This is a genomic window from Rhizobium sp. NPDC090275 (genome assembly GCF_044772225.1).
Lineage (GTDB): Bacteria > Pseudomonadota > Alphaproteobacteria > Rhizobiales > Rhizobiaceae > Rhizobium.
Genome location: NZ_JBIVYL010000001.1, coordinates 423,751 through 449,933, shown reverse-complemented (window position 1 = coordinate 449,933; position 26,183 = coordinate 423,751). Strand labels below are relative to the sequence as shown.

Annotated in this window: 24 protein-coding genes and 1 pseudogene; 17 read left to right on the top strand and 8 right to left on the bottom strand. The window is 62.4% G+C overall.

Going from position 1 to position 26,183, the window contains the following annotated elements:
* Positions 1-29: 29 nt before the first annotated feature.
* Together ACIQUB_RS02175 and ACIQUB_RS02170 are read right to left on the bottom strand one after the other, a co-directional pair.
* Positions 30-1,496: a UdgX family uracil-DNA binding protein gene (locus ACIQUB_RS02175; protein ID WP_113236382.1), complete on the bottom strand. Its 1,467-nt coding sequence runs from the start codon at positions 1,494-1,496 to the stop codon at positions 30-32.
* Positions 1,496-2,728: a putative DNA modification/repair radical SAM protein gene (locus tag ACIQUB_RS02170; RefSeq protein ID WP_112535436.1), complete on the bottom strand. Its 1,233-nt coding sequence runs from the start codon at positions 2,726-2,728 to the stop codon at positions 1,496-1,498. The genes ACIQUB_RS02175 and ACIQUB_RS02170 overlap by 1 nt, the downstream gene beginning before the upstream one ends.
* Before the next feature lie 247 nt (positions 2,729-2,975).
* On the opposite strand from ACIQUB_RS02170, the gene greA reads away from it, so the two are divergent.
* Both greA and ACIQUB_RS02160 read left to right on the top strand, forming a co-directional pair.
* Positions 2,976-3,452: a transcription elongation factor GreA gene (gene greA, locus ACIQUB_RS02165; RefSeq protein ID WP_018897430.1), complete on the top strand. Its 477-nt coding sequence runs from the start codon at positions 2,976-2,978 to the stop codon at positions 3,450-3,452.
* Positions 3,453-3,481: 29 nt separating this feature from the next.
* Positions 3,482-4,534, top strand: coding sequence for a glycosyltransferase family 4 protein (locus ACIQUB_RS02160; protein WP_402928734.1), 1,053 nt, complete (start codon positions 3,482-3,484; stop codon positions 4,532-4,534).
* Positions 4,535-4,541: 7 nt separating this feature from the next.
* On the opposite strand, the gene ACIQUB_RS02155 is transcribed toward ACIQUB_RS02160, so the two are convergent.
* Positions 4,542-5,009, bottom strand: coding sequence for an Lrp/AsnC family transcriptional regulator (locus tag ACIQUB_RS02155; RefSeq protein ID WP_018897428.1), 468 nt, complete (start codon positions 5,007-5,009; stop codon positions 4,542-4,544).
* Between the two features lie 229 nt (positions 5,010-5,238).
* Here ACIQUB_RS02155 and trxB point away from each other — a divergent pair, with 229 nt between their 5' ends.
* From trxB to ACIQUB_RS02125, 6 genes and pseudogenes are all read left to right on the top strand, one after another.
* A complete protein-coding gene (gene trxB / locus ACIQUB_RS02150; protein ID WP_113236380.1) occupies positions 5,239-6,213 on the top strand; it encodes a thioredoxin-disulfide reductase in 975 nt (324 codons plus the stop codon).
* A 22-nt stretch (positions 6,214-6,235) separates the two neighbouring features.
* Positions 6,236-7,132, top strand: coding sequence for a LysR family transcriptional regulator VtlR (locus ACIQUB_RS02145; protein WP_018897426.1), 897 nt, complete (start codon positions 6,236-6,238; stop codon positions 7,130-7,132).
* A gap of 552 nt (positions 7,133-7,684) precedes the next feature.
* Entirely contained in the window at positions 7,685-7,978 is a 294-nt protein-coding gene (locus ACIQUB_RS02140) for a helix-turn-helix transcriptional regulator (protein WP_047506019.1), read from the top strand.
* 2 nt (positions 7,979-7,980) lie between these two features.
* On the top strand, positions 7,981-9,150 hold the full coding sequence (locus ACIQUB_RS02135) for an MFS transporter (protein ID WP_113236379.1): 1,170 nt from the start codon (positions 7,981-7,983) through the stop codon (positions 9,148-9,150).
* 47 nt (positions 9,151-9,197) lie between these two features.
* Positions 9,198-10,319 (top strand): alkene reductase, encoded by a 1,122-nt coding sequence (locus ACIQUB_RS02130; protein ID WP_113236378.1) that lies wholly within the window; start codon positions 9,198-9,200, stop codon positions 10,317-10,319.
* Positions 10,320-10,430: 111 nt separating this feature from the next.
* Positions 10,431-11,222, top strand: a pseudogene (locus ACIQUB_RS02125) (aminoglycoside phosphotransferase family protein); the annotation flags it as partial.
* An 8-nt stretch (positions 11,223-11,230) separates the two neighbouring features.
* On the opposite strand, the gene ACIQUB_RS02120 reads toward ACIQUB_RS02125, so the two are convergent.
* Entirely contained in the window at positions 11,231-12,229 is a 999-nt protein-coding gene (locus ACIQUB_RS02120) for an SDR family NAD(P)-dependent oxidoreductase (RefSeq protein ID WP_113236405.1), read from the bottom strand.
* 90 nt (positions 12,230-12,319) lie between these two features.
* Here ACIQUB_RS02120 and ACIQUB_RS02115 point away from each other — a divergent pair, with 90 nt between their 5' ends.
* Entirely contained in the window at positions 12,320-13,231 is a 912-nt protein-coding gene (locus ACIQUB_RS02115; protein ID WP_113236376.1) for a LysR family transcriptional regulator, read from the top strand.
* A 28-nt stretch (positions 13,232-13,259) separates the two neighbouring features.
* On the opposite strand, the gene ACIQUB_RS02110 is transcribed toward ACIQUB_RS02115, so the two are convergent.
* The gene (locus ACIQUB_RS02110; RefSeq protein WP_018897419.1) at positions 13,260-13,541 is read right to left on the bottom strand and encodes a DUF2188 domain-containing protein; all 282 of its coding nucleotides are present in this window, start codon (positions 13,539-13,541) and stop codon (positions 13,260-13,262) included.
* A gap of 235 nt (positions 13,542-13,776) precedes the next feature.
* On the opposite strand from ACIQUB_RS02110, the gene ACIQUB_RS02105 reads away from it, so the two are divergent.
* Positions 13,777-14,874, top strand: a complete 1,098-nt coding sequence (locus tag ACIQUB_RS02105) for a calcium:proton antiporter (RefSeq protein WP_113236375.1) — start codon at positions 13,777-13,779, stop codon at positions 14,872-14,874.
* 70 nt (positions 14,875-14,944) lie between these two features.
* On the opposite strand, the gene ACIQUB_RS02100 is transcribed toward ACIQUB_RS02105, so the two are convergent.
* Both ACIQUB_RS02100 and ACIQUB_RS02095 read right to left on the bottom strand, forming a co-directional pair.
* Positions 14,945-16,153, bottom strand: coding sequence for a GGDEF domain-containing protein (locus ACIQUB_RS02100; RefSeq protein WP_113236374.1), 1,209 nt, complete (start codon positions 16,151-16,153; stop codon positions 14,945-14,947).
* A gap of 88 nt (positions 16,154-16,241) precedes the next feature.
* On the bottom strand, positions 16,242-17,444 hold the full coding sequence (locus ACIQUB_RS02095; RefSeq protein ID WP_018897416.1) for a pyridoxal phosphate-dependent aminotransferase: 1,203 nt from the start codon (positions 17,442-17,444) through the stop codon (positions 16,242-16,244).
* A 339-nt stretch (positions 17,445-17,783) separates the two neighbouring features.
* On the opposite strand from ACIQUB_RS02095, the gene ACIQUB_RS02090 reads away from it, so the two are divergent.
* From ACIQUB_RS02090 to ACIQUB_RS02065, 6 genes are all read left to right on the top strand, one after another.
* Positions 17,784-20,135 (top strand): marine proteobacterial sortase target protein, encoded by a 2,352-nt coding sequence (locus ACIQUB_RS02090; protein WP_113236373.1) that lies wholly within the window; start codon positions 17,784-17,786, stop codon positions 20,133-20,135.
* Positions 20,125-20,904 carry a class GN sortase gene (locus ACIQUB_RS02085; RefSeq protein WP_402928522.1) on the top strand — a complete coding sequence of 260 codons (780 nt, stop codon included), beginning with the start codon at positions 20,125-20,127 and terminating at the stop codon, positions 20,902-20,904. Before ACIQUB_RS02090 ends, ACIQUB_RS02085 begins: the two co-directional genes overlap by 11 nt.
* Before the next feature lie 114 nt (positions 20,905-21,018).
* The gene (locus ACIQUB_RS02080; protein ID WP_113236372.1) at positions 21,019-22,155 is read left to right on the top strand and encodes a PQQ-dependent sugar dehydrogenase; all 1,137 of its coding nucleotides are present in this window, start codon (positions 21,019-21,021) and stop codon (positions 22,153-22,155) included.
* 125 nt (positions 22,156-22,280) lie between these two features.
* Positions 22,281-23,195 carry a DMT family transporter gene (locus ACIQUB_RS02075; RefSeq protein WP_113236371.1) on the top strand — a complete coding sequence of 305 codons (915 nt, stop codon included), beginning with the start codon at positions 22,281-22,283 and terminating at the stop codon, positions 23,193-23,195.
* 463 nt (positions 23,196-23,658) lie between these two features.
* Positions 23,659-23,874, top strand: coding sequence for a cold-shock protein (locus tag ACIQUB_RS02070; RefSeq protein ID WP_018897410.1), 216 nt, complete (start codon positions 23,659-23,661; stop codon positions 23,872-23,874).
* 136 nt (positions 23,875-24,010) lie between these two features.
* Entirely contained in the window at positions 24,011-24,445 is a 435-nt protein-coding gene (locus tag ACIQUB_RS02065) for a BA14K family protein (protein WP_402928518.1), read from the top strand.
* 91 nt (positions 24,446-24,536) lie between these two features.
* Here ACIQUB_RS02065 and ACIQUB_RS02060 read toward each other — a convergent pair whose 3' ends face one another.
* Positions 24,537-25,187 (bottom strand): MBL fold metallo-hydrolase, encoded by a 651-nt coding sequence (locus ACIQUB_RS02060; protein ID WP_113236369.1) that lies wholly within the window; start codon positions 25,185-25,187, stop codon positions 24,537-24,539.
* Between the two features lie 196 nt (positions 25,188-25,383).
* Between ACIQUB_RS02060 and ACIQUB_RS02055 the strand changes: the two genes are divergently transcribed.
* Positions 25,384-25,995: a DUF1236 domain-containing protein gene (locus ACIQUB_RS02055; protein WP_113236368.1), complete on the top strand. Its 612-nt coding sequence runs from the start codon at positions 25,384-25,386 to the stop codon at positions 25,993-25,995.
* The last annotated feature ends 188 nt before the right edge of the window (positions 25,996-26,183 follow it).

The window sequence follows — 26,183 nt, the reverse complement described above, 5'->3', positions numbered from 1 at the left end:
GCCATGGCAATTCGCAAACCGAGCGATCGTCAGGCAGCCATCCCGGCCATCAGTTCCCGCACCCGCACCATATCCGCTCGAAACAGCGCCATCTCCTCCGCCTTCAGCCGCTCGTCGGGAATGCGCAGCAGATAGGACGGGTGGACGGTGACGAACAGCGTTCGCTCCTTCCCCATTCTGATCGGTTGCCCCCTGATATCGGAGACCTTGTGCTTCGTATCCGTCAACGCCGACAGCGCAGTCGCGCCCATGGCGACGATCAGCTTCGGCTTGACGAGTTCGATCTCCAGATTGAGCCACCAGCGGCAATGCGTGACCTCGCCCATGTTCGGCCGCTGGTGAATGCGGCGCTTGCCGCGCGGCTCGTATTTGAAGTGTTTCACCGCATTGGTCACATAGACCGCCTGCCGGTCGATCCCGGCGTCTACGACCACCTGGTCGAACACCTTGCCCGCAGGCCCGACAAACGGCCGCCCGGCGAGATCCTCCTGATCTCCCGGCTGCTCGCCGACGAACATCACGTTCGCATTCTCAGGTCCCTCGCCGAACACAGTCTGCGTCGCCTTCTCATGCAGCGGACAGCGCGTACAGACGGCGGCCTCTTCGCGCAGCGCCGCCAGCGTGCCGACCGGCGCTCGAGGCGCTGCGGGCACCCGGCGCGCGGCTTCCTGCAAGCGGTCGTGAAACGGCAGTGGCTCGCTTGCCTGGCGTTTGGCCATCTCCAGAACCTTGCTTTCCGCGTCGGCGATCATGCCGGGAATGAGATCGGCCTCGGGCAAGTTCTTCCAGTATTTCTTCGGCATCTCCGCCTGCATCGCCTTCACCTTCAAGCGCGCTGGATTGAAGATATTGGCGTAATAGGTCCGCCACAGCTGGTCGGCCGGATCGGTGAGATCGGGCTTCTCGCAAGGGTCATGGCTGACGGTCAGCTTCTCCCCATCCCAGGCAGCCGAGCCCCTTGGTGTCGCGATCACCCAGTCCATGTCGTTGAACCGCTTCTGGAAGAACGGCGCCTTGCGGGCGACGATATGATGATCCGGCTCGAACCAGGCAAGAAACTTCCGCCGCCCGTTGAGCGAAATCCCCGATCCCACCTCCTTGAACCGCACGAAGGCGGTCATCTTGTGCGCGTCGCGGCGCACGCTCTTGTCCATCGCCCGCGCTCGCGCCACGTCTTCGTCAGAGGCAACGTCGAGCAACGACCGATCGCTTTGCAGCCGCCAGAGCAGCCGATAAAGCAGATAGAAGCGCATCGGATCGCTATGGCAGATCACCGCCTCCGCAAGCCCGATAAAGGCGGGCGGCACCGTCAGCGGCTTGGAAGCATCGAGCGCCGGCAGCTTCGGCAAGGCTTCAGGAGCGGCAAACAGATCCGTCTCGCGATACCGCTCCCGCCACTCGATCTCCTCGGGCGCAACACCCGAGGCAGCCAGCCGCCGCGCCGCGTCGCGCCACTCGGCCAATTCCCCCCGGCCCTCCAGCAACACGGTAATCATCACAGCAACGACAGTTGTTCCGGCTTCGGCTCGAACATCGCCCTCAGATCCGGCCGGTCGATCAGCCGGCGCGGAGACCAGCCCTCGGCCGAGATAAACGCCTGCACCTTCTTGATTGACACGCCGAGCCGCGTCAGGTCCTCGATCCGCAGCCGCCTGAAACGTCGCGCCGAGAGGATCGATTTCACCGTCTTCGTCCCCAGTCCCGGCACACGGAGCAACGTCTCGCGCGGCGCCCTGTTGATGTCGACGGGGAAATCGTTGCGGTTGCCAAGCGCCCAGGCGAGCTTCGGATCGAGATTGAGATCGAGCATGCCGCCCTCCTGCGAGGACGTGATCTCGTCGATCCCGAAGCCATAGAAGCGATAGAGCCAGTCGGCCTGGTAGAGCCGGTGCTCGCGCATCAGCGGCGGCTTGATCAACGGCAGGTTCTTCGACGAGTCGGGAATGGGGCTGAAAGCCGAGTAGTAGACGCGCCTCAGCCCGTAGCTTCCGTAAAGCTGCGCGCTGGTGCCTAGAATGGTCGCGTCATTGGCCCCATCGGCCCCAACGATCATCTGCGTACTCTGCCCGCCCGGCACGAAGCGCTTGCGCCGCTTGGTCTGTAGCGTCGGCTCGGAGGCTGCCTCGATCTTCAGTCTCAAATCGCCCATCGAGCGGCGAATGCTGGCCGGCTTCTTTTCCGGCGCCAGTTGCGCGATGCCGCGGTCGGTCGGCAGCTCGATGTTGAGCGACAGACGGTCTGCATAAAGCCCGGCCTCCTCGATCAGGTGCGGCGAGGCCTCTGGAATGGATTTGAGATGAATGTAGCCCCGGAAATTATGCGTTGTGCGCAACTCCCGTACGATCCGCACCATCTCCTCCATCGTGTGGTCGGAGGAGCGGATGATGCCAGACGACAGGAACAGCCCCTCGATATAATTGCGCCGATAGAACTCCAGCGTCAGCCAGATAACCTCCTCGGGCGTGAACCGTGCCCGCTCCACATTGCTGGACGAGCGGTTGATGCAATAAGCGCAGTCGTAGATGCAGAAATTGGTGAGCAGGATCTTCAACAGCGAAATGCATCGCCCATCCGGCGCATAGGCATGGCAGATGCCGGCACCTTCAGTCGAACCAAGCCCGCCGCTCTTGCCGGAATCGCGCTTGGTGGTTCCGCTGGAGGCGCAGGAGGCGTCATATTTGGCCGCGTCCGAGAGGATGGCCAACCGCTCTTCGAGTGACTTCTTCATGCATATGTTCACTATATGTTCCATCGCTAACAGTCAAGAAAAGCCGCCATAGATTGATGTTTTTCAAGTTTGACGCGAAAAGCCATGAGGGGTTGCAAGTCGCTTCATCGAATTCTCTGGAAATCGACGGAGGCAATCTGCTATAAACGAAGCAGATAGAGTTTTTGCATGGTTCCGAAGTTCCCCTTCGGGACCTGTTTTCTTTTGTGTCTCTGCCTAGCCGACACAAAGACTGAAGGACAAGAAAATGGTTGATAAGGTACCGATGACGCAGGGTGGTTTCGTCAAGCTGCAGGAAGAGCTGCGCTGGCGTCAGCAGGAAGAACGCCCGCGAATCATCGAGGCGATTGCCGAGGCCCGCGCACACGGCGACCTCTCGGAAAACGCCGAGTACCATGCCGCCAAGGAAGCCCAAAGCCACAACGAAGGCCGCATCGGCGAGCTTGAAGATCTGACGGCGCGCGCGGAGGTCATCGACCTCTCCAAGATGTCCGGCAGCACGATCAAGTTCGGCGCCAAGGTGAAGCTCGTCGATGAGGACACCGAGGAAGAAAAGACCTACCAGATCGTCGGCGACCAGGAAGCCGACGTGAAGGCCGGCCGCATCTCCATCTCCTCCCCGATCGCCCGCGCGCTGATCGGCAAGGAAGTCGGCGATTCCATCGAGGTCAACGCGCCCGGCGGCTCCAAGGCTTACGAAGTTCTGGCCATCACCTGGGGCTGAGGACCTTGGCGGATCGCGGCCGATCGCACATCGTCGATATCGCTGACGTCGAAATCATAGCGCCGAACTTCAAGAAGCGTCTGTCAGGCGTCACCTCGACGATCATCCAGCTTATCCCGGTCCAGCGGGCGCTCGGTCAGAAGATCGCGGCGCTCGGGCCGGGCCTGCCGGCATCGATCCCGCATATCCGCTTCCGCGACCTCTCAAAATTGTGGCGCGCGCCCTCGACCCGGCCCTTCCGCGTCTGGCACGCCCGCCGCAACATCGAGATGCTCCCTGCCCTCATCATGCGCGACCTCCTGCGCATGAAGCTGAAGATCGTCTTCACCTCCGCCTCGCAGCGCAAGCATAGCGGCTGGACGAAGTTCCTCGTCTCGAAGATGGACGCCGTGATCGCGACCTCGGGCAAGACGGCGAACTATCTGGAAGTCCCGAGCACCGTCATCCTGCACGGCATCGACACCGCCCGCTTCTCGCCGCCCCTGGATAAGGCGCAAGCCAAGCGCGAATGCGGCCTCGACCCGAACAAGAAGATCGCCGGCTGCTTCGGCCGCGTCCGCCACCAGAAGGGCACCGACCTCTTCGTCGATACCATGCTGCGGCTCCTCCCCGATCATCCGGAGTGGAGCGCCATCATCGCCGGCCGCGCCACGGCCCAGCATGTCGAGTTCGAGAACGGCCTGAAGGCCAAGGTCGCCGTCGCCGGCCTTTCCGACCGCATCCTCTTCGTCGGCGAACACACCAATATCAACGACTGGTATCGCGCGCTCGATCTCCTCGTCGCGCCGCAGCGCTGGGAAGGTTTCGGCCTGACGCCGCTCGAAGCCATGGCCTCGGGCGTACCCGTCGTCGCAACCGATGTCGGCGCTTTTCCCGAGATCGTCACGACGGGCGACCAAGGCGCGGGCGTGCTGATTGCCCGCGACGATCTCGACGCGATGGCAAAGGCCGTTTCGGACCTCATGGCTGATGAAAGCCGCCTGGCACGGCTCGCCGCCAATGCCCAGACGCATGTCATGGAAAACTTCCGGATCGAAGGCGAGGCCACGAAGCTGAAGGCCGTCTACGACAGCCTCGGCTGAGACGAAGTCAGACCTCGGTCAATCCGAGCTTCTTGATCTGGCGGATCGTCAGCATGGTGCGCACGGTGTCGACATGCTCGTTGGCGGTCAGCACCTCGATGACGAAGTCCTGGAACCGCGTCAGGTTTTCAGCCACGCAATGCAGCAGGAAGTCGCTATCGCCCGAAACCATCCAGGCTTGGCGCACCAGCGGCCATTGTGTCGTCGCAGCCGCGAACGCCTTGAGATTGGCTTCCGACTGATGCTTGAGCCCGACCATGCAGAAGGCGACGAGATCGAAGCCCAGCTTCGGGCTGTTCAGCATCGCGTGATAGCCTTCGATGACGCCGGACTCTTCCAGCTTGCGCACACGCCGAAGGCAGGGCGGCGCCGAGATGCCGACCCGGTCGGCGAGCTCGACGTTGGTCATGCGCCCATCCGCCTGCAGCTCACGCAAGATCTTGATATCGATGGCGTCCAGTTCAGCGCGAACCAAGCGAGTGCCTTTCTTTAAAATCGTGAATCCAGCTTCTATATAAAGCGGCACAATACGCAAGAATCTTTCCCCATGATGACGGAATCTTGCACATCCACACCGAATGCCTTGTTGGTAACGCAAGGCTGCCCTTGAATATAAACATTGGTCGTTCATAAATAACGCATGGACGCGTGATGGCCGTATTCGCCTTATATCCAGCGCGTCCAGCCAGTTGAAAGGAAGTCTCATGTCCGCCCGCCACACCAAGGTGCTCATCATCGGCTCCGGCCCCGCCGGCTATACCGCTGCCGTCTATGCGGCGCGCGCGATGCTGAAGCCGGTCCTGATCGCAGGGATGGAGCAAGGCGGGCAGCTGATGATCACCACCGACGTCGAGAACTATCCGGGCTTCGCCGATCCGATCCAGGGCCCCTGGCTGATGGACCAGATGCTGCAGCAGGCCAAGCATGTCGGCGCCGAGATCGTCAACGACATCGTCACCGAAGTCGAGATGAACCAGCGCCCCTTCGTGGCCCGCACCGATAGCGGCCAGGTCTGGACCGCAGACACGCTGATCATCGCCACCGGCGCCAAGGCCAAGTGGCTCGGCATCGAGAGCGAGCAGACCTTCCAGGGCTTCGGCGTCTCCGCCTGCGCCACCTGCGACGGCTTCTTCTATCGCAACAAGGACGTGATCGTGGTCGGCGGCGGCAACTCTGCCGTCGAGGAAGCGCTCTATCTCTCGAACATCGCCAAGACCGTGACGGTCGTGCATCGCCGCGACTCGTTCCGCTCGGAAAAGATCCTGCAGGAACGCATCTTCGCCAAGGAGAACGTCAAGATCCTCTGGAACACCGAGATCGCCGAAATCACCGGCGCGCCGGCCAAGCCGCCGATGCCGCCGTCCGTCTCAGGCGTTCGCCTTCGCGACACGCGTACCGGAGCTGTTGCCGACCACACGATCGACGGTGTCTTCGTGGCCATCGGCCATGCGCCGGCAACCGAGCTCTTCAAGGGCAAGCTGAAGCTGAAGGACAACGGCTACCTCTGGACCGCGCCCGATTCGACCGCGACCTCGGTCGAGGGCGTCTACGCGGCTGGCGATGTCACCGACGACACCTTCCGCCAGGCGATTACCGCCGCCGGCATGGGCTGCATGGCAGCGCTCGAGGCCGAACGTTATCTCACGGGCCACATGCCCGTCGCCGTAGCTGCGGAGTAATATCGGCATGAGGGGTGGTGGAATGCCGTTGGACTGGGACAAGCTGCGTATTTTCCACGCAGCTGCCGAAGCCGGTTCGTTCACGCACGCGGCCGACAAGCTGCATCTGTCCCAATCCGCGATTAGCCGTCAGGTGAGCGCGCTGGAGCAGGATGTCGGCACCAAGCTGTTCCACCGCCACGCCCGCGGCCTCATCCTCACCGAACAGGGCGAACTGCTCTACCGCACCGCCCACGACGTGCTCTTGAAGCTCGAAACCGTGAAGATGCAACTGACCGAGACGACGGAAACGCCGTCGGGCAAGCTGCGCGTCACCACGACCGTCGGTCTCGGCCAGGGCTGGCTCACGGACAAGATCCAGGAGTTCATGCAGCTCTATCCGGATGTCCAGATCCAGCTCATCCTCGACAACGAGGAAGTGGATGTGAACATGCGCTATGCCGACTGCGCGATCCGCCTGCGCCAGCCTCAGCAATCCGATCTCATCCAGCGCAAGCTGTTCACCGTGCACATGCACGTCTACGCGGCCCCCTCCTACATCAACCGGTATGGCGAGCCGCAGGCGGTCGAGGATCTCGACAACCATAGAATCATCACCTTCGGCGAACCGGCGCCGAACTATCTGCTCGACGTGAACTGGCTCGAAATCGCCGGCCGCTCGTCGGACAACAAGCGCATTCCGCACCTGCAGATCAACAGCCAGACCTCGATCAAGCGCGCCTGCCTGCTCGGCATGGGCGTCGCCTGCTTGCCCGACTACATCGTGGGCCGCGACCCGGGCCTGATTCAGCTTCCGATCAATGCCGATGTGCCGTCCTTCGACACCTATTTCTGCTATCCCGACGAAATGAAGAACGCCGCCAAGCTTAAGGCCTTCCGCGACTTCATCGTCAGCAAGGCCAGAAACTGGAGCTTCTAACTGATTTTGCGACGAAATTCGCAAGCCGTGCACCGCGCGCATGCCTGACATGCACAAAAATTGGTTGCCGGCTGCACATTAAAACACCATATCAACCTCAGCTGATGCACACGGTGGCTTTTCCTCCCAGTTCCACCGCATTAGCTGTTCCCCTCTGGAGGTTTAGACCTTCATACCTATAAAGGGCCCCGAGCTTTCGGTGGCCCTCTTTTTTTGCCTTGATTTGCCCTAATTTTTCGCATCGCAGCAAAAAATGCTGCATTGCATAGCAGGCATGCGCAAAAGGGCATTGAAATCTGCCCGCCAAAGCATCATATCGCACTCAGTTGATGCACATGGCGGTTCTCTCCCAGTGCCGCTGCATTAGCTGTTCCCCTCTGGAGGTTGAATAACCTTCACACCTTAAAGGGCCCCGTTCATTCGGTGGCCCTCTTTTTTTGCTTAAAATTTAACCACGGAAAAAATCGCACGCGCCGTTCGCGCATGTCTTGAACATCGAAAACCGTCGATCCATATATCGATCAGAAACGATTTATGGTTCGGCAAACGACGATGGACAACGACGAAATCCTGAAAGCGATATCCCATCCCAAGCGGATGGAAATCTTGAACTGGCTGAAGAACCCCGAAGAGCATTTCTCTTCGCAGGAGCACCCACTCGAAATGGGCGTCTGCGCCAGCCAGTTCGAACGCTGCGGCCTCTCGCAATCGACCGTCTCCGCCCACTTGGGCACGCTCAGCCGCGCCAACCTCGTGACCACACGCCGGGTCGGCCAGTGGATCTTCTATAAGCGCAACGAAGAAACCATCGCTGCCTTCCTCAAGCAACTGGCACAGGATCTCTGAACATGCCCCTCGCCCTCCTCGTCCTGGCGCTCAGCGCTTTTGCGATCGGCACCACCGAATTCGTCATCATGGGCCTGCTGCCCGAAGTCGCCACCGACCTTGCGGTGACGATCCCGCAGGCCGGCTGGCTCGTCACCGGTTATGCACTCGCGGTCGCCGTCGGCGCCCCTGTCATGGCGGTCTCCACCGCGCACCTGAAACGCCGCACGGCGCTGATCGCGCTCATGGCCTTCTTCATCGCCGGCAATCTGCTCTGCGCGCTGGCGCCGAGCTACTGGGTGCTGATGATCGCCCGTGTCGTCACCGCGCTCTGCCACGGCGCTTTCTTCGGCATCGGCTCCGTTGTCGCCGCCAGCCTTGTGGCCCCGGATCGCCGCGCCCGCGCCGTAGCGCTGATGTTCACCGGCCTGACGCTCGCAAACGTCTTGGGCGTGCCGCTCGGCACCGCGATCGGCCAGGCATTCGGCTGGCGTTCGACCTTCGCCGTCGTCACCGTCCTTGGCATCATCACCATCGCCGGCCTGATCGCCGTCCTCCCCAAGGACCGCCAAGAAGAACAGGGCAACATCTTCCGCGAGATCGCCGCCCTGAAGAACGGCCACCTCTGGCTGGCGCTGTCGACCACCGTCTTCTTCTCCGCCTCAATGTTCGCGCTTTTCACCTACATCGCGCCGCTGCTGCGTGATGTCACCGGCCTGACGCCGCAGGGCGTCACCTGGACGCTGTTCCTGATCGGCCTCGGCCTCACCGTCGGCAATCTTCTCGGCGGCAAGCTCGCCGACTGGAAGCTTGGGCCGACGCTCGCCGGCGTCTTCGCGATGATCGCCGTGACCTCGGTCGCCTTCGGCTTCACCAGCCCCTATTTCATCGCCGCCGAAATCACCCTCTTTATCTGGGCCGTGGCGACCTTCGCCGCCGTCCCGGCTCTGCAGGTCGGCGTCGTGCACTTCGGCAAGGATGCGCCCAATCTGGTCTCGACGATCAATATCGGCGCCTTCAACACCGGCAACGCCCTCGGCGCCTGGGCTGGCGGCATGGCCATCGAACTCGGCTTCGACATGACCCGCGTGCCGCTCGTCGCCGCCTTCATGGCCCTGATCGGCCTTGTCGTCACGGCACTTACCTATCTCTCCGCTAAGGGCAAGGCAGCCATGCCCGCCCCGGCTGAATGATCCTTCCAACGCCCCCCAAACCATCATAAACACCGAAAGGACTTCCCATGAGCAAGCTCTTCGAACCGACGCAGGTTGGCGACATCGCCGTCAAGAACCGCATCGTCATGGCCCCGCTGACCCGCAACCGCTCGCCGGGCGCCGTGCCTAATGACCTCAACGTCGAGTATTACACGCAGCGCGCCTCCGCCGGCCTGATCGTCACCGAAGCGACCGCGATCACCCACCAGGGCCAGGGTTATGCCGACGTCCCTGGCCTCTACAGCAAGGAAGCCCTGGATGGCTGGAAGCGCGTGACCGACGCCGTGCACGCCCATGGCGGCAAGATCGTCGTCCAGATGTGGCATGTCGGCCGAATCTCCCACACGACGCTGCAGCCGAACGGCGGCAAGCCGGTCTCTTCAAGCAACAAGACCGCCAGGTCGAAGACCTACCTCGTCAACGCCGACGGCACCGGCAGCTTCGCCGAAACCTCCGAGCCGCGCGCGCTTGAAACCGCCGAGATCGCAGGCATCGTCGAGGACTACCGCAAGGCCGCCCGCGCCGCGATCGACGCCGGCTTCGATGGCGTCGAGATCCACGCCGCCAACGGTTACCTGATCGACCAGTTCCTGCGCGCCGACATCAACGACCGCACCGACCAGTATGGCGGCTCGATCGAAAACCGCGCCCGCTTCCTCTTCGAAGTGGTCGATGCGATCACCAAGGAAATCGGCCCGCGCGTCACCGGCATCCGTATCTCGCCGGTCACCCCCGCCAACGACGCATCGGACGCTGCCCCGCAGCCGCTCTTCGACTATGTCGTCGAGGGTTTGGCGAAATACGACCTCGCCTTCATCCACGTCATCGAGGGTGCCACCGGCGGCGACCGCAACTTCCAGCAGGGCGACAAGCCCTTCGACTATGCCGGCCTGCGCGCCGCCTATGAAAAGGCTGGCGGCAAGGCAAGCTGGATGGTCAACAACGGCTATGATCGCCAGCTCGCCATCGACACCGCCGAAAGCGGCAAGGCCGACCTGATCGCCTTCGGCAAGCCCTTCATCGCCAACCCCGATCTCGTCGAGCGCCTCAAGGCCAACGCCCCGCTCAACGAAATCGACCAGGCCACCCTCTATGGCGGCGGCCCGAAGGGCTACATCGACTACCCGGTCCTCGAAAAGGTCGCCTGATCGACACCAAGCCTCGAAATCCCGCCACCCGGCGGGATTTCTCTTTTGGGCCCATGCTATTCTGGGTCCACGTCATTTCCCTTTCCGGTCGCGACCGGCTAGCATCCCCTCATGTTCAAGCCCTATCTCGACCGCTGGCATCTCACTCCTGACGGCGAGCCTGTCGTCACCCACTCCAGCAACCTCCTGCCCGTGTTATGGCGCGGCAAGCCGGCGATGCTGAAGCTCAGCGCCGACGAAGCCGAGCGATCGGGCGCCGCGGTGATGCACTGGTGGGATGGTCACGGTGCAGCCAAGGTCTATTGCCACGACGCCGATGCGATCGTGCTCGAGCGCGCCTTAGGCCACCGCTCGCTACTCGCCATGGCCGCTGAAGGCGAGGATGACGAGGCAAGCCGCATCCTCTGCGACACCGTCGCTAAACTGCATGCGCCGCGCGATGCATCGAAGCCGCCGCTCATTCCCCTTGCCCGCTGGTTCCGCGACCTCGCTCCAGCCGCCGGCAAATATGGCGGCGTGCTCCCCGATTGCCACGACATCGCCAACGCCCTGCTCGCCGAACCGTGCGAGGAGACCGTCCTGCACGGTGATATCCACCACGGTAACGTCCTCGATTTCGAAGAGCACGGCTGGCTGGCGATCGATCCCAAGGGCCTGGTTGGCGAGCGCGGCTTCGACTACGCCAACATCTTCGCCAACCCGGAACTCTCGACGGTCACCGATCCCGATCGCCTCCGTCGCCAACTCCCCATCGTATCGGCTGCCGCCAACATCGAACCCGCGCGCCTGCTGCGCTGGATCGCCGCCTATTGCGGCCTCTCCGCCGCCTGGTTTCTCGACGACGGCATGTCATCGGAAGCGCAGAGCCCGCTCACCGTCGCCCGCATCGCGCTCGCAGAACTAAGCCAAGGCTATCCACGCGGCGCCACTGCGCCCGCCACCTCACCGTCCATCCGCCCCTCAAGGCAGCCGAGCGACAGCAAGGTCATCCTGACGGCCTCATCGATAGGCGTCCGCGGCTCGAAACCGAGTTCCGCCACCAGCCGCTCGTTGCTCATCCGGATCGGCTCGCGCCAGAGATAGCGCATCTCCTTCAACTCGCGCATGAAGGTCACGAAGGGTGCCGCCAGCGGCACGACGAACCAGGGAAAGCCCCGCACCTTCACCCGCCCGCCAACGGCGCGCCTGATCGCCTCGACCATCTGCTGCCCATCGCGATCCCAGAAACCGTCCATGTGATAGACGGCGAAACCAGGCAGCCGCTCGCGCCGCTCGACCAATTGCACCATCGTCTCCGCCACGTCAGGCAGATAGGCCCACTGATGCCCCACGCCTTTGCGTGCCGGGTTGGTCACGGTGGAAACGGGCTTGCCCGGCGTGATCATACCCTGCGAGAACCAGCTGCTCCCCGCCGCCGGCCCGAAGAAATCGCCGGCGCGCACGATAATGACGGGCGCCCCCTCCCGCGATCCGGCCTCAAGCCGCTTTTCCATCTCGACGCGGATACCGCCCTTCTTCGTCACCGGATGCTGCGGACTATCCTCGCGCAGAACAGGAAACGCGTCCGGCCCGAAATTGTAGACCGTGCCGGGAAGCACGATCGTTGCGCCGACCGCCTTGGCGGCCGCGATCGTGTTGTCGAGCATCGGCAGCACCAGCTTTTCCCAGTCGCGATAGCCGGGCGGATTGACGGCGTGCACGATCAGGCTCGCCCCTTCAGCGGCTGCCATCACATCGGCCGCACGCATCGCGTCGCCCTGCACCCAGTTCAAACAGGGCTCGGCGGCGCGCGCCTTTTCCACATTGCGGTTCAGCGCGCGGACATGCCAGCCGCGCGAAACAAGCTTGCGGGCAACCGCGCCGCCAATGCCACCGGTTGCTCCGAGTACAAGTGCGATCTGCTGTGTCATCATCATCTCCATCTGTTGATGATCAGATGATGCGCTAGCGTTGAGATAAACGAAATTGACGAAATTCGTATCTCATCTATACGTATTTGAATGACCGCAGAGCCAAGCTGGGATTTCTACCGCACCCTTCTCGCCGTGCTCCACCACGGCTCACTATCGGCCGCCGCCCGCGACCTCGGCCTGACGCAACCTACTGTCGGCCGCCATATCGACGCCCTGGAGGAGATCGTCGGCACCCAGCTCTTCCTCCGCTCGCAGAGCGGCCTGATGCCCACCGAAGCCGCTCTCGAACTCCGGCCTTACGCCGAAACGCTAGCCTCAACGTCGGCGGCGTTGCTGCGCACCGCCTCCGGCCATCGCGACCGCATCGCCGGCCCAGTCCGCATCAGCGCCAGCGAAGTGATCGGCGTCGAGGTGCTGCCCTCGATCCTGGCACCGCTGATGGAGCAATACCCGGAGCTCGAGATCGAGCTCTCCGCCTCCGATGCGGTCGAGGATCTGCTGAGCCGCGAAGCCGATATCGCTGTGCGGATGAGCGAGCCGACGCAGGACGCGTTGGTCGTGCGCCGCATCGGCGACATTCCGCTGGGCTTCCACGCCCATCGCCGCTATCTCGACCAACGCGGCACGCCGCAAACGCTGGCCGATCTCAAGGGCCACCGCCTGATCGGCTTCGACCGGCATACTGGCTATGTGAGGACGATGCTGAAACGCTACCCTGTCTTCGCCGACCTCACCTTCGGCTTCAAGGCCGATAGCACGCTGGCGCAATTAGCAGCGATCCGCTCCGGATTGGGAATTGGAATGTGCCAGACAGGACTGGCGGCGTCGGATGAGGATCTTGTCCACGTGCTGCCGCAGGCGTTTCAAATTCCGCTCGCGACTTGGGTGGTGATGCACGAGGCGATCAGAACCTCGCCACGCTACCGCGTCACCTTCGATGCGCTGGTCGCGGGCCTGCTCGATTATGTCAGGGAAGGAGCGCTCGGCCGCCGGGACTGACGGAACGCCTCATGAAGAGTGCGATCGGTCAAGCGCGTGGCGACGTTGCGGCCTGGTGGGTCTTCCAGTTTCCATCGACCACTTCGGTCTCCGGACGGTCGCCACCCTCGGCATATTCCTCGTGCCACTTGCCCTTGTCGTCCTGCCAGCTGATCTCGGCGGAATCGCCGCCGACCTGCTGCTCGGCCGCCACGATACGGGCCGCCTCAAGCGCTTCGGAATGTGTCGGGAAGGCCTCGGAATACACGTTTCCCAGCCGGTAGGCCCAGCCGCCATCGTGCTGGACGACTTCATAGACCACCTTGACCATGCACTTCACTCCTCTTTTGCTTGGTTCAACACACCGAACCGACAGGATCGAATCCTGTTTAGCGCGGTGCCATCTGGCAAAAAGACGAGAGGCGCCGCGATATGCTTCCGGCTGACCGATGAAGCAGTATTCCATTAAATGCCCAAGACTGCAAACCTGCCCGGCGCAATCGCCGACTTGATATGTGAAATCATCGCCTTAGACTTGAGAGATGAATCAAGATCGGAGCTCGACGTTGGGGATAGTGTCACGCCTGAAAACCGAACGGTACCTGCTGATCGCGATTGCGGTCGGCGTGGCGGCGTTTCTGTCGGAACACGCGATCATGGAGATGGGCCAGGGCGCGGCACTCGTCGCGGCCGCCGCCCTCGTCGTCACCATCGTCCTCGCCTCGATGCGTGTGGCCCATCACGCCGAGATCCTCGCCATCAAGGTCGGCGATCCCTATGGCACGATGATCCTGACGCTCTCGGCCGTCGCCGTCGAGGTCATCATCCTCGCCATCATGATGGCCGGTGAAAGCTCGCCGACGCTGGTGCGCGACACGATCTATTCGGCGCTGATGCTCGATATCAACGGCATCCTCGGCCTCGCCGCCCTGCTCGGCGGCCTGAAGCACGGCGAGCAGCCCTATAACGACAATTCCGGCAAGACCTACGGCGTCATGATTCTGACGGCGATCGGCATCTCGATGATCGTCCCCGAATTTGTGCCCGACGAGAAATGGCACTATTATTCCGCCTTCACCATCGTGGCGATGATCGCGCTCTACGCACTTTTCCTGCGCATGCAGGTCGGCCAGCACAGCTATTTCTTCAGCTACAGTTACCCTCGCGCCGAGCGCAAACAGGACGCATCGGAGGACCATGGCGACGAAGGGTCGACGGCGGTCTCGATCGCCACGATCCTGGCGGGCGTCGTCATCATCGGCCTGCTCGCGGAATTCATGTCGGCCTTCATGACGACGGGCCTCAAGGGCACCGGCGCGCCCATCGGCCTCACCGCCCTCGTCGTCGCCACCATATCGGCCGCGCCCGAGATCCTGACCGCGCTTCGCGCCGCGTTGAAGAACCGCATGCAGGCAACCGTCAACATCGCCATGGGCGCCTCGCTCTCGACCGTCATCCTGACTGTCCCGGTCATGGAGGCGATCGCGCTCTACACCGGCCAGCCCTTCATCATGGCGATGACGCCGGTGCAGACGGTGATGGTCACCATCACCCTGATCGCCGCCGCCATCAACCTCAACGATGGTGAGACCAACGCCATCGAGGGTATGACGCACTTCATCCTGTTCGCGACGTTCCTGATGCTCGCGAGCCTGGGGCTATAGCGGCGCATAGAATCCGAAATCAACGCCTTACGGCGAAAACCTGAATCGGATTACCAACTGAGAAAAGCGATCACGCCGCGATCTTGTCGTAGAGAACGGCGCGATTGCGCCCACTATCCTTGGCGGCATAAAGCGCCGCGTCGGCCATCTTGAGCAGATCGCTCCAGGAGCCGCCGGCATCCGCGCTCGTCGCAACGCCGATGCTGACGGTGAGCGGCACACGCTGCCCGTTGCTGTCGACTTCGAGCTTGCCGACTACATCGACCAGACGCTCGGCCGCCTTCATGGCTTCCAAGGCATTCGTCTTCGGCAGATAGGCCGCAAACTCCTCGCCGCCGAGACGCGCGAAGCTGCCGCTGGCATTGAGGTTGCGGCTGATCGCATCGGCGAAGCTCACGAGCACCTGATCCCCGGTATCGTGACCGAAACGATCGTTGACCTGCTTGAACAGGTCGAGATCCATCAACAGCAGCGCATCATCCGCGCGCATGACCTTCGGCATCCGCGAGGTGAACCAGCGGCGGTTGCCGACGCCGGTCAGCATGTCGGTATCCGCCGCATGCCGCAGCGCCGCCTCGGCCCGCTCCTTCACCAGGATGATGACGAAGAGCGCGATCGCGAAATGGCAGATGATGCGAATGAAGAATGCCCAGCGCGGCGTCATCGGAGCGATTGCCGGCGTCAGCATAGCAACAACGATGAGCAAGGCCAGAAGCGACGACAGCGCGATCACGCAAGACAGCACGACCCGCACCGGCAGCCGTTCCGGCCGGCGATCGTGCAGCACGGTGGCGGTCGCGGCGGCAAGCGACAGGAAGGAAATGAAATTGCTGACCGCGCCGCGAACGGCGTCGACCAGATAGAACCGCGTCGCGAACGCGACCACTATCAGAACCACCGGAATGACCAGCACCAGCCAATCGATCCGCCGCCGCCTGCCGCTGCTGAGTTGGCGCATCCCAACCCAGAAGACCGAATAGCCGATCAGGCCGAATACGAAGGTGCCGAACGTCCATATTTCATGGGAGAGCACCGAACGCTCGCCCAGCCCCGCCAAAGTCGACGACATCGCCAGCGACAGGAAGCCGATCGCCAGCGTGCCCAGCCCCTCGCCGCGCTTCGACTGCCAGCGCGTATAGAGAAAACAGAGAGCGCCGACGAGAAACGAGCATTGATGCAACAGGAGAACCGTTGCGAGATCGAGCTGGAAGGATTGAAGCGTCATGATACCAAAAGCAATGAAATCTATAAAAACACCGCACCAATAGGCGGCAGTCATTAGCGATCCTTAAATGGGCGGGAGCAAAACACACCCGCAACAAAAAACCCGCCGTCGCCGGCGGGTTTCGAAGTTCAAGCGAGACTGCTTACTTGCAGGCGCCGCAGAAGCGCTGGATGCGCTTGCAGGCTTCTTCCAGCAGTGCTTCCGAGGTCGCGTAGGAGATGCGGAAGTTCGGGCCGAGACCGAAGGCCGAGCCGTGAACCACGGCAACACCTTCCGATTCCAGCAGCTCGGACACGAAGTCCTCATCCGTCTCGATGACCTTGCCCGTCGGCGCCGTCTTGCCGATCAGGCCGGCGCAGGACGGGTAGACGTAGAAGGCGCCTTCCGGGTTCGGGCACGAGATACCCTTGGCCTGGTTCAGCATCGACACGACGAGGTCGCGGCGGCCTTCGAAGATCTTCTTGTTCTCGGGAATGAACGCCTGCGTGCCGTTCAGCGCTTCGACAGCAGCCCACTGCGCGATCGACGATGCGCCCGAGGTCTGCTGACCCTGGATCATGTCCATGGCCTTGATCAGCTGGATCGGGCCGGCCGCGTAGCCGATACGCCAGCCGGTCATCGCGTAGGCCTTCGAAACGCCGTTCATGGTGAGCGTGCGATCGTAGAGCTTAGGCTCGACTTCGACGGGCGTGACGAACTTGAAGTCGCCATAGGTCAGGTGCTCGTACATGTCGTCGGTCAAGATCCAGACATGCGGATGCTTGAGCAGCACGTCGGTGAGCGCCTTCAGCTCGTCATGCGTATAGGCGGCACCCGACGGGTTGGACGGCGAGTTGAAGATGAACCACTTCGTCTTCGGCGTGATCGCCTTGTCGAGATCGGCAGCCTGGAGCTTGAAGTTGTTTTCCTGCGTCGTCATGACCGTGACCGGCGTACCGCCGCACAGCGCCACCATTTCAGGATACGACACCCAGTACGGAGCCGGGATGACGACTTCATCGCCCGCGTTCAGCGTTGCCATGAACGCGTTGAAAAGAATCTGCTTTCCGCCGGTGCCGACGATCGTCTGCTCCCAGGAATAATCCAGGCCGTTCTCGCGCTTGAACTTCGCGGCAATCGCCTTGCGCAGCTCAGGGATACCGGAAACCGGCGTGTACTTCGTCTCGCCGCGGTTGATCGCGTCGATCGCCGCCTGCTTGATATTGTCGGGCGTATCGAAGTCCGGCTCACCGGCGCCAAGACCGATCACGTCACGGCCTTTTGCTTTCAACTCGCGCGCTTTCTGGGAAACGGCGATGGTGGCGGAAGGCTTCACACGGGAAAGAGCATCGGCAAGAAAGGCCATGATATCGGTCCTATACGGTTGATTTTAGCAGACGGCCGGGGCCGGATTTCTGCGCTACGGTCTATGTCCAATGTAGGCAGGCTTTTCAAGGCCAAAGGCGTGATGAAACGGATGATTCTTCGTGATCATTCGTGCCATCGGGATCGTGATTCGCATAATCCGAAGCCGCCTCATCGAGGCGATCCCAATTTACGCCCTGAAATCAAAAACTTCGCCAAATCGGCCCTTCGCCACGAATTGGCCGCAACAAATGCCGTGGCATGCCGCAATTCGGTCGCGAGCCCGCCGAGATCGAAGCCGCATTCTTGCATCTCCGAAATTGGTTACTGAGGGCATGCCATGTTTCTGGAAGATGAAGTCACCATCAGGCGGCTGCGCGCCGCCCGCGTTTGCATATCCCTGTTGATCGCATTCGTGGCATTCGCCGCCTCCATCCTGGTTACATCAGGACTGGTGACGGCCGCCTATGCCGCGGAAGAGAGCCAGCCGAAAGCCCGGGAGCTCGCCGGCCTGATCAAGCCGAACGACGTCAACAGCGGCTCCCTGCTCTTTCCAGCCAAGGAACCCGGCTTCTTCGTCGAGGCGCCGCGCCTGAAGACCGACGTCGAGATGGATGTCACCGGCCCCATCGCCCGCGTCAAGGTCACCCAGCGCTTCCAGAACCCGAGCAAGGGTTGGGTCGAAGGCACCTACGTCTTCCCGCTGCCTGAAAATTCCGCCGTGGACGTCCTGAAGATGCAGATCGGCGATCGCTTCATCGAAGGCCAGATCAAGCCGCGCCAGGAAGCCCGCGAGATCTACGAGCAGGCCAAGGCCGAGGGCAAGAAGACCGCACTTCTGGAACAGCAGCGCCCCAACATCTTCACCAACCAGGTCGCCAATATCGGCCCCGGCGAAACCATCGTCGTGCAGGTCGAATACCAGCAGACGGTGCACCAGTCCGGCGGCGAGTTCTCGCTGCGCTTCCCGATGGTCGTGGCACCCCGCTACAATCCGGCGCCGATCGTCCAGACCGTCGAGTTCAACAACGGCGCCGGCTTCGCCGTCCCGTCCGATCCGGTCGAAAACCGCGAGAAGATCACCGCACCGGTGCTCGACCCGCGCGAAAACGCCAAGATCAACCCCGTCGCGCTGACCGTAAAGCTGAAGGCCGGGTTCCCGCTCGGCGATGTCAAATCCTCCTTCCACGATGTCGATATCAAGACCGACGGCGACCAGAACCGCGTGATCGCGCTGAAGGGCGAAGCGGTTCCCGCCGACAAGGATTTCGAACTCACATGGAAGGCGGCCCCCGGCAAGACGCCGAGCGCCGGCCTGTTTCGCGAAGTGCGCGACGGCAAGACCTATCTTCTCGCCTTCGTCACGCCGCCCGCAACGCCGGATGCGGCGGCGGCCCCCGCCAAGCGCGAGGTCGTTTTCGTCATCGACAATTCCGGCTCCATGTCCGGCCCGTCGATCGAGCAGGCGAAGGAGAGCCTGGCGCTTGCCATCTCCAGGCTCAACGCCGACGACCGCTTCAACGTGATCCGCTTCGACGACACGATGACCGACTACTTCAACGGCCTCGTCGCCGCCTCCCCTGACAATCGCGAAAAGGCGATATCCTATGTCAGGAGCCTGAATGCCGATGGCGGCACCGAGATGCTGCCGGCGCTGCAGGATGCGCTGCGCAACCAAGGCTCGGTCGCGGCGGGCGCGTTGCGTCAGGTCGTCTTCCTCACCGACGGCGCGATCGGCAACGAGCAGCAGCTCTTCACCGAGATCACCCAGAACCGTGGCGACGCCCGCGTCTTCACCGTCGGCATCGGCTCGGCACCCAACTCCTACTTCATGACCAAGGCCGCCGAGATGGGCCGCGGCACCTTCACCCAGATCGGCTCCACCGACCAGATCGCCACGCGCATGGCCGAGCTGTTCGAGAAGCTGCAGAACCCGACGATGACCGATATCGCCGCGATCTTCGAAAACGCCAAGGCCGAGGACATCACCCCCAACCCGATGCCCGACCTCTACGCCGGCGAACCCGTGGTGCTGACATCAGAACTGCCGGACACCAAGCCGACAGGCAAGCTGCAGATAACGGGCAAGACCGGCGTCCAGCCATGGCGCGTCGAGATGGATATCGCAAACGCCGCCGATGGCCAGGGCATCTCCAAGCTCTGGGCGCGCCGCAAGATCGACGACCTCGAAGCCCGCGCCTATGAGCGCCAGGACCCGACGGCGCTCGACAAGGATGTCGAGACCGTGGCGCTCGCCCATCACTTGGTCTCACGCATGACCAGCCTCGTCGCCGTCGACGTCACCCCGTCGCGGCCATCAGACAAGCCGCTGGATTCGGCAAAGCTCCCGCTCAACCTCCCCGATGGCTGGGACTTCGAGAAAGTCTACGGCGAAACCGCCCCCGCCTCGCAGGCACCTGCAGGCAACGGACCCGACCACGCCATGGCCGCGCCGCTGCAGCAGGTGGCCGAGCTCGCGGCAACCCGCATGGCTGCCGCCCCGACACCCAAGGCCGCCAATCTGATCGCCCAGCGCTCGGCCTCCATCCAGTTGCCGCAGACCGCCACCCGCGCCGACGAGCAGATCGCCCGTGGCGTGACCATGATGGTACTGGCACTGCTGGCCGCAACCGGGCTGATGGCGTGGAAGCGCCGCAACACCATGGCGCAAGGATCCCGCCGTGGCCATTAGAACGGGCAGAACCCACGGGACCGGGCCGGTTGATGATTTCGGCCCGCTTCCCACCTATCTGGAACTCGCCATGGCGACGGCGGCGGCAACCGCCTTCGATGCGCCTGATAACAAGCAGCCGTCGGCGCTGTGGCCCCGCTTCTCGGTGGTCGAGAAGGTGATCGCTGCAGGCATCGCCATCCTGGCGCTCTACGGGATGATCCTGATCAGCGACGGCATCTACATCAAAGCGAAGGCGCAGCTGTCGCAATTACTGCTGGCGCGCGCCTTCGCGGCAGAGCTGCGCGGCGAAGACGCCAAGCCGTGGCCCTGGGCCGACTTCACCACCGAGGCGAAGGTCAGCGCCCCGCGCCTCGGCAAGCAGGCGATCGTTCTTTCCGGCGCCTCCGGCGAAGCCCTTGCCTTCGGCCCCGCATGGCTCACCAACACGCCGCAGCCGGGAGACGAAGGCACCTCAGTCATCGCCGCCCACCGCGACACCCACTTCCGCTGGCTGAAGGACGTCAAGCCGGGCGACGAGATCGAGGTGACGCGCCGCGACGGCGAACGCCTGATCTTCAAGGCCGGCGAAGGCCGCGTCGTCTCCTGGGACAACAGCGGTATCGATCCGGCGGCGCACGGCCGTAACCTCGTGCTGGCGACCTGCTGGCCCTTCGGCGCCACCGAACGCGGGCCGCTTCGCTACATCGTTGAGGCTGAGCTTGTGGATGCGAAAACGACCGGTTCCATTCAAGGCCGAAACACAATGCCGTTATCCTCCACCCCCTGAGGGTTGAACCGAAGCACCCGCTCCTCCAAGTCTCAGGCAGCGACAGTAGGTTGGCATTTGTAAGTTGGCATTGGGGGATGAACGATGAGATCAGTTTCGACACTTCGGATCGGTATGGCGCCAGGGATTGGCTTGTTGCTGGCGGCAGTCGTCGCGCAATCCGCCCCTGTCATGGCAGCCGACACGGTCGAGACCAAGAAGGTGCAGGTGCAAGTCGAAACGATCGCCTCGGGGCTGGAGCACCCATGGGCGGTGGCCGTCCTTCCCGATGGCGGCTATCTGGTGACCGAACGCCCGGGCCGTTTGCGGATCATCCGCGACGGTAAGCTCTCCGCGCCGATATCTGGCTTGCCCAAGGTCTACGCCAGAAGCCAGGGCGGCCTGATGGATGTGGAACTGGCACCCGATTTCGCCACCTCGCGGACCCTCTATCTCACGGCCGCGACCCCGGGTGACGGCGGCTCCGGCACCGAAGCCTTCAGCGCCACGCTTTCGGCCGACGGAACCGCGCTTGAGAACGTCAAATCGATCTTCAAGATGCGCAAGTTCACCAGCGGCGGAATTCAGTATGGCTCGCGCATCGCCATCGCAAAGGATGGCTCGCTCTTCATCAGCATCGGCGACCGTGGCGATCGCGACCGCTCGCAGGATTGGCAGGACGATGCCGGCTCGATCGTCCATATCAACGCCGATGGCAGCATCCCCAATAACAATCCCTTCAAGGACGGCGCCAAGGCGCTACCGGAAATCTGGTCGAAGGGCCACAGGAACCCGCAGGGCATCACCTTCGATGCCGCCGACGGCAAGCTATATACCGTCGAGCACGGCGCGCGCGGCGGCGACGAGATCAACGGCATCGAGCCGGGCAAGAACTACGGCTGGCCGATCATCACCTACGGTCGCGACTATTCCGGCGCCGAAATCGGTGAAGGCACCGCCAAGAAGGGTCTGGAGCAGCCGCTCTATTATTGGGATCCCTCGATCGCGCCGGGCGCCGTCGCCATCTATCGCGGCAAGATGTTTCCCGAATGGAATGGCGATTTCCTGGTCGCAGCCCTGAAATTCCAACTCCTGTCGCGCATGCAGCGCGATGACAGCGGCGCTTTCGTCGCCGAGGAGCGCATCTCCGACGGCGCCTATGGCCGCATGCGCGATATCGTGGTGGCGCCCGATGGCGCGCTTTTGATCGTCACCGACGACGACGATGGCGCGCTGCTGCGCGTCTCCAGGGCACCTGCGAACAACGGCTGATCTCATCGGCAGGCGTCGCCTTGCTGCGGTCGAACGAAACTGGTAACGGTCGCCCATCTCGACTACTTCCGTTTCGGCCGCAAAGCGCTAACCCCGTCTGGCCGACCTCCCAGATTGAGGCTTACATGACGCGCATACAGGCGAACCTTGTTCTATTGCTGGCTGGCGCCATCTGGGGCGGCGGCTTTGTCGCGCAGTCGACGGCAATGGAAACGATCGGTCCGCTCTGGTTCGTCGGCCTCCGCTTCGCCATCGCCACCGTCGCCGTCCTCCCTTTCGCGCTGGCCGAGGCGCGCAAGAGCAAGACCAAGACCACCGGGCGCCACGCGATGCTCTATCTGCTGATCGGCCTCACCCTCTTCGGCGTCATGATCACCCAGCAGATCGGTCTCCAGACGACGACGGTCACCAACTCAAGCTTCCTCACCGGGCTCTACGTCGTCATCGTTCCGATCATCGCCGTGGTTTTTCTGCGCCGGGCGCCGCACTGGATCGTCTGGCCGGGCGCCTTGATGGCCTTGACCGGCATCTATCTGCTGTCGGGTGGCGACATGTCGGCCCTGTCTCGCGGCGATATCCTGACCATCTTCTGCGCCGTCTTCTCCGCCGGGCAGATCACACTTGCCGGCATCATCGTCTCCGAGACCGGCCGAGCCCTGACGCTGTCGGTTGCGCAGTTCGCCGTCACGGCCGTCCTGGCGCTGGCCGCCGCTGTCATTGTCGAGCCCATCAGCCTGGCGGCGATCTGGGACGCAGCGCCGGAGATCCTTTATGTCGGCATCTTCTCGTCGGGCGTTGCGTTCTCGCTGCAGATCATCGGCCAGCGCTACACCACCTCCTCGCAGGCGGCCATCTTCCTGTCGTCCGAAGCGCTGTTCGGCGCGGCACTCGGCGCTCTGGTGCTGGGCGAGAAGATCTCGCCCCTCGGCTATGTCGGCTGCGCGCTGATGTTCGCGGCAATGCTTCTAGTTGAAATCGTCCCCGAGATAGCGCGTCGACGTCGCCAAAACGGCCTGCTTATCAGCCAAAATCCGGGCTGAAGCCGAAAATATGAAAAAAAGTTTAACGTTCGCGAGGTCGCGCGCACGTTGTAATTTTGGCAAAATCTGCTCCTAAAATATATTGCTCACGATACAAAACGTTATTCAGCGGCGGCTGATGAGTGCTTTTTTTCGTCAGAGCGCAAAACCCACCCGGATTTGGCGCGCGAGGCCGCGTTGCGTCGGAAAACTTTTGCTTGCCAAAAGTGAATAATCGCAGCAATCTCGTGGCGTTCGGGCATTTTGCGAGCATGGGAAGTCCTTAAGATTGTGCGCGCCGGAGACGCTAATACTCCGGTCGGTAGGTTCTGAAAAAGCAGGCGGAAGTTCTGCGGAGAGTTCTACTGATTTAGAGGGGACCTTTTTCTCACAATTCAATAATTGCCTGTTAGCGTCTCCGTGAGGAGGCAATATCAGTATGCTGCCCGTGTGGATGGCGGGCAGAGATCAAAGGACCTGACGCATGGCCGAGACTGGGACTGTAAAATTCTTCAACACCGACAAGGGCTTTGGCTTTATCAAGCCTGACAAGGGCGGCGCGGACATCTTCGTTCACATTTCCGCCGTGCAGGCTTCCGGATTGGCCGGACTGACGGAAAACCAGAAGGTAAGCTTCGACACCGAACCGGATCGTCGCGGCAAGGGCCCGAAGGCCGTCAACCTGCAGATCGACGGCTGATAGAGCCACTCTTGCAATCGAGTTGAAGCCCGGCGGGTCGCCGGGTTTTATCGTTCAGCCTGCATTCAGCCGCCAGCCGTTAACTTGCCATCATCAAGGTGCAAAACCGGCCAAGAGTTTGAACAGGACAGAACACATGAATAGCCTTGCCAAGACCCTTCTTCTGACGGCAACCGCGGCTGCCATCACCTTCTCGTCGATCGGCGTCGCATCGGCTGACGACTGGGGCTATCGCCACCACCACAACAACGATGCATGGGTCGGCGGCGCTGTCGGTCTTGCGACAAGCTTGATCGTCGGCTCGGCGATCGCCAATGCGCCGCGCTACGACGAACCGCGCTACATCGACCCGCCCTACGCCTATGACGATGGTCCGGTCTACGCAGCGCCTCCCCGCTACTACCGCCCGGCGCCCGTGCGCTACTACCAGCCGGCTCCGGTTCGCGTCGGTGTCGAGCCGTGGACCCCGCAGTGGGAACGCTACTGCTCTTACCGTTACCGTTCGTTCGATCCGCGCAGCGGCACCTTCATCGGCAATGACGGCCGCAGCCACTTCTGCGTCGCCAACTGATCGAATACAGATCGTTCATGCACGAAGCGCCGCTTTTCAGCGGCGCTTTTGTTTTTGTGCGGGCTTTGCCCGCCCTGATCCCCTGCCCGGCTCAAAGCCCCTGCAGATAGGGATTGCCGCGCCGCTCGTCGCCGATCCGGCTGCCCGGCCCGTGGCCGCAGATAAAGCCGACCTCGTCACCCAGCGGCAGCACCTTGTCGCGGATGGAATCGAGCAACTGCTGGTGGTTTCCGCCGGGAAGATCGGTGCGGCCGATCGAACCGTTGAACAGAACATCGCCCAGATGCGCGAACTTCTGCGCCCGGTTGAAATAGATGACATGACCCGGCGCGTGGCCCGGCGTGTGATAGACCTCGAACACATGCTCGCCGAAGGAGACGGTATCGCCGTCCTTCAGCCAGCGGTCTGGCTCGACATTCTGCATCTGCCCCGCCGGCAGCCCATATTTCTCCGCCTGCGTCTCTATCCGTTGTAGCAGCGGTAGATCGTCCTCGTGCGGGCCGATGATATCGACGCCAAGCGCTTCCTTGAGCTCCTTGGCCCCGCCGGCGTGATCGAGATGGCCGTGGGTCAGCCAGATCGCCCTGATCTTTAGCCCATTCTGCTCGATCCCCTGCAGGATATTGGCGACATCCCCGCCCGGATCGATCACCACGCCTTCCTTCGTCGCCTCATCGAAAAAGATCGTGCAGTTCTGCTGGAACGCTGTCACCGGAATGATCCCGGCCTGGAGCATGCTCATGGGGTGCCTCGCTTTATGTCTTGCGTACATCGTCCGTCTCGATGTCGATATAGTCGCAAACGCCGGCACGTGCAGCTTCGATTTTGCCGAGCCCTCCGTCACGCCGCAACGACAAGTGTAATCTCCTGTGATCGCCGTCGGCGGAACCTCCCCTTGTTCCGGGCGTTACCAACCCGTCTATAAAAGGAGACCCACGATGACCATGAAGCGAAATCTTTTCCTGGCAGGCGCAATGGTTCTGGCGACCGCCGGCCTCGCCCGCGCGGAAATGGCCGCAACGGCCATCAACGATCTGACCATTCACGCCGGCCCCGGCGAGCAGTATCCCGCTGTCGGCGTTGCGACGCGCGGCTCCGAAACCATCCTCGACGGCTGCGTCGCCGGCAGCCAGTGGTGCCGTGTCGATGTCAACGGCATGCGCGGCTGGGTTTACGCCCAGTACCTGCAGATGGATCAGGACGGCAACCAGGTGATCGTCCAGCAGCACCAGTCCGATCTCGATATCCCCGTTGTGACCTATGAAACCACGGCAGCGACCGGCCCCGCCGAACCCGCTCCGGGCGACGAACTGCTCGGCCCGGTCGGCTCGGTTGAGACGATCGAACCGCCGCAGACGGTCACCACCTATATCGAGAGCAACCCTGGCCACACGGTCGATATCGGCGGTGACGTCGTTGTCGGCGCGCAGGTGCCCGGCACCGTGACCTTCCAGGAAATCCCTGACTACCAGTACCGCTACGCTCGCATCAACGATCGTCCTGTACTGGTCGATCCTGGCACGCGCCGTATCGTCTACGTCTACAACTAAGACCTGAAATCATGGACAGCAAAGGCGGCCACCCGGCCGCCTTTTTCATGCGCGCTCGCCAGACGGCTGTGAACTCGCCGCAACGCTCGCGTCATGCCTGTTGATTGTTGCCGCAAATATGCCTCTTAATCCAATCACGCAGGGGAATTGCGTATCGCATGGGGAGTTTTGCGCGGGGCATCTCGGTT

What these genes read in the sequence shown, in the direction of transcription:
- ACIQUB_RS02175 (WP_113236382.1), bottom strand. Translation starts at nt 1,496, where the DNA reads ATGATTACCGTGTTGCTGGAGGGCCGGGGGGAATTGGCCGAGTGGCGC.
- ACIQUB_RS02170 (WP_112535436.1), bottom strand. Translation starts at nt 2,728, where the DNA reads ATGAAGAAGTCACTCGAAGAGCGGTTGGCCATCCTCTCGGACGCGGCC.
- greA (WP_018897430.1), top strand. Translation starts at nt 2,976, where the DNA reads ATGGTTGATAAGGTACCGATGACGCAGGGTGGTTTCGTCAAGCTGCAG.
- trxB (WP_113236380.1), top strand. Translation starts at nt 5,239, where the DNA reads ATGTCCGCCCGCCACACCAAGGTGCTCATCATCGGCTCCGGCCCCGCC.
- ACIQUB_RS02145 (WP_018897426.1), top strand. Translation starts at nt 6,236, where the DNA reads ATGCCGTTGGACTGGGACAAGCTGCGTATTTTCCACGCAGCTGCCGAA.
- ACIQUB_RS02140 (WP_047506019.1), top strand. Translation starts at nt 7,685, where the DNA reads ATGGACAACGACGAAATCCTGAAAGCGATATCCCATCCCAAGCGGATG.
- ACIQUB_RS02135 (WP_113236379.1), top strand. Translation starts at nt 7,981, where the DNA reads ATGCCCCTCGCCCTCCTCGTCCTGGCGCTCAGCGCTTTTGCGATCGGC.
- ACIQUB_RS02130 (WP_113236378.1), top strand. Translation starts at nt 9,198, where the DNA reads ATGAGCAAGCTCTTCGAACCGACGCAGGTTGGCGACATCGCCGTCAAG.
- ACIQUB_RS02120 (WP_113236405.1), bottom strand. Translation starts at nt 12,229, where the DNA reads ATGACACAGCAGATCGCACTTGTACTCGGAGCAACCGGTGGCATTGGC.
- ACIQUB_RS02115 (WP_113236376.1), top strand. Translation starts at nt 12,320, where the DNA reads ATGACCGCAGAGCCAAGCTGGGATTTCTACCGCACCCTTCTCGCCGTG.
- ACIQUB_RS02110 (WP_018897419.1), bottom strand. Translation starts at nt 13,541, where the DNA reads ATGGTCAAGGTGGTCTATGAAGTCGTCCAGCACGATGGCGGCTGGGCC.
- ACIQUB_RS02100 (WP_113236374.1), bottom strand. Translation starts at nt 16,153, where the DNA reads ATGACTGCCGCCTATTGGTGCGGTGTTTTTATAGATTTCATTGCTTTT.
- ACIQUB_RS02095 (WP_018897416.1), bottom strand. Translation starts at nt 17,444, where the DNA reads ATGGCCTTTCTTGCCGATGCTCTTTCCCGTGTGAAGCCTTCCGCCACC.
- ACIQUB_RS02090 (WP_113236373.1), top strand. Translation starts at nt 17,784, where the DNA reads ATGTTTCTGGAAGATGAAGTCACCATCAGGCGGCTGCGCGCCGCCCGC.
- ACIQUB_RS02080 (WP_113236372.1), top strand. Translation starts at nt 21,019, where the DNA reads ATGGCGCCAGGGATTGGCTTGTTGCTGGCGGCAGTCGTCGCGCAATCC.
- ACIQUB_RS02075 (WP_113236371.1), top strand. Translation starts at nt 22,281, where the DNA reads ATGACGCGCATACAGGCGAACCTTGTTCTATTGCTGGCTGGCGCCATC.
- ACIQUB_RS02070 (WP_018897410.1), top strand. Translation starts at nt 23,659, where the DNA reads ATGGCCGAGACTGGGACTGTAAAATTCTTCAACACCGACAAGGGCTTT.
- ACIQUB_RS02065 (WP_402928518.1), top strand. Translation starts at nt 24,011, where the DNA reads ATGAATAGCCTTGCCAAGACCCTTCTTCTGACGGCAACCGCGGCTGCC.
- ACIQUB_RS02060 (WP_113236369.1), bottom strand. Translation starts at nt 25,187, where the DNA reads ATGAGCATGCTCCAGGCCGGGATCATTCCGGTGACAGCGTTCCAGCAG.
- ACIQUB_RS02055 (WP_113236368.1), top strand. Translation starts at nt 25,384, where the DNA reads ATGACCATGAAGCGAAATCTTTTCCTGGCAGGCGCAATGGTTCTGGCG.